Consider the following 1,713-nt stretch of genomic DNA (forward strand, 5'->3'; position numbering starts at 1 on the left):
GTGAAGTCAGACCGGAAGGACTGGTGGAGCGCTTTGAAGTGAGAATGCCGGTATGAGTAGCGAAAGACAAGTGAGAATCTTGTCCATCGAAAGCCTAAGGTTTCCTGAGGAAGGCTCGTCCGCTCAGGGTTAGTCGGGACCTAAGCCGAGGCCGAAAGGCGTAGGCGATGGCCAACAGGTTGAAATTCCTGTACCACCTCCTTTCCGTTTGAACGACGGGGGGACGCAGGAAGGTAGGGAGAGCGCGCGATTGGAAATGCGCGTCTAAGCAGTTAGGCTGATTGTGAGGCAAATCCCGCAATCGTGAAGGCTGAGCTGTGACGGCGAGGGAAATTACAGTACCGAAGTCCCTGATCCTACACTGCCAAGAAAAGCCTCTAGTGAGGAAAGAGGTGCCCGTACCGCAAACCGACACAGGTAGGCGAGGAGAGAATCCTAAGATGATCGGGAGAACTCTCGTTAAGGAACTCGGCAAAATGACCCCGTAACTTCGGGAGAAGGGGTGCTCTGATAGGGTTAACGCCCGAGAGAGCCGCAGTGAATAGATCCAAGCGACTGTTTAGCAAAAACACAGGTCTCTGCGAAGCCGCAAGGCGAAGTATAGGGGCTGACACCTGCCCGGTGCTGGAAGGTTAAGAGGAGGGGTTATCCCTTACGGGAGAAGCTCTGAATTGAAGCCCCAGTAAACGGCGGCCGTAACTATAACGGTCCTAAGGTAGCGAAATTCCTTGTCGGGTAAGTTCCGACCCGCACGAAAGGTGTAACGACTTGGATACTGTCTCAACGAGAGACCCGGTGAAATTATAGTACCTGTGAAGATGCAGGTTACCCGCGACAGGACGGAAAGACCCCATGGAGCTTTACTGCAGCTTGATATTGGATTTTGGTACAGTTTGTACAGGATAGGTAGGAGCCTGAGAAGTCGGAGCGCCAGCTTCGATGGAGGCGTCGGTGGGATACTACCCTGACTGTATTGAAATTCTAACCTGGAACCGTGATCCGGTTCGGAGACAGTGTCAGGTGGGCAGTTTGACTGGGGCGGTCGCCTCCTAAATTGTAACGGAGGCGCCCAAAGGTTCCCTCAGAATGGTTGGAAATCATTCGCAGAGTGTAAAGGCACAAGGGAGCTTGACTGCGAGACCTACAAGTCGAGCAGGGACGAAAGTCGGGCTTAGTGATCCGGTGGTTCCGCATGGAAGGGCCATCGCTCAACGGATAAAAGCTACCCTGGGGATAACAGGCTTATCTCCCCCAAGAGTCCACATCGACGGGGAGGTTTGGCACCTCGATGTCGGCTCATCGCATCCTGGGGCTGAAGTAGGTCCCAAGGGTTGGGCTGTTCGCCCATTAAAGCGGTACGCGAGCTGGGTTCAGAACGTCGTGAGACAGTTCGGTCCCTATCCGTCGCGGGCGCAGGAAATTTGAGAGGAGCTGTCCTTAGTACGAGAGGACCGGGATGGACACACCGCTGGTGTACCAGTTGTTCCGCCAGGGGCATAGCTGGGTAGCTACGTGTGGACGGGATAAGTGCTGAAAGCATCTAAGCATGAAGCCCCCCTCAAGATGAGATTTCCCATCACGTCAAGTGAGTAAGACCCCTTAGAGATGATGAGGTTGATAGGTCTGGTGTGGAAGCGTGGTGACACGTGGAGCTGACAGATACTAATCGGTCGAGGGCTTATCCTTATTAACAAAAGCGGTATGAACCGTTTA

1 rRNA gene is annotated in these 1,713 nt (G+C 53.7%); it reads left to right on the forward strand.

Going from position 1 to position 1,713, the window contains the following annotated elements:
* Positions 1-1,686: ribosomal RNA gene (locus tag M1K46_RS25475) — 23S ribosomal RNA — on the forward strand; the annotation flags it as partial.
* Positions 1,687-1,713 lie beyond the last annotated feature (27 nt).

The sequence above is a fragment of the Fictibacillus sp. WQ 8-8 genome, assembly GCF_024494405.1.
Classification (GTDB): Bacteria; Bacillota; Bacilli; order Bacillales; family Fictibacillaceae; genus Fictibacillus_C; species Fictibacillus_C marinisediminis.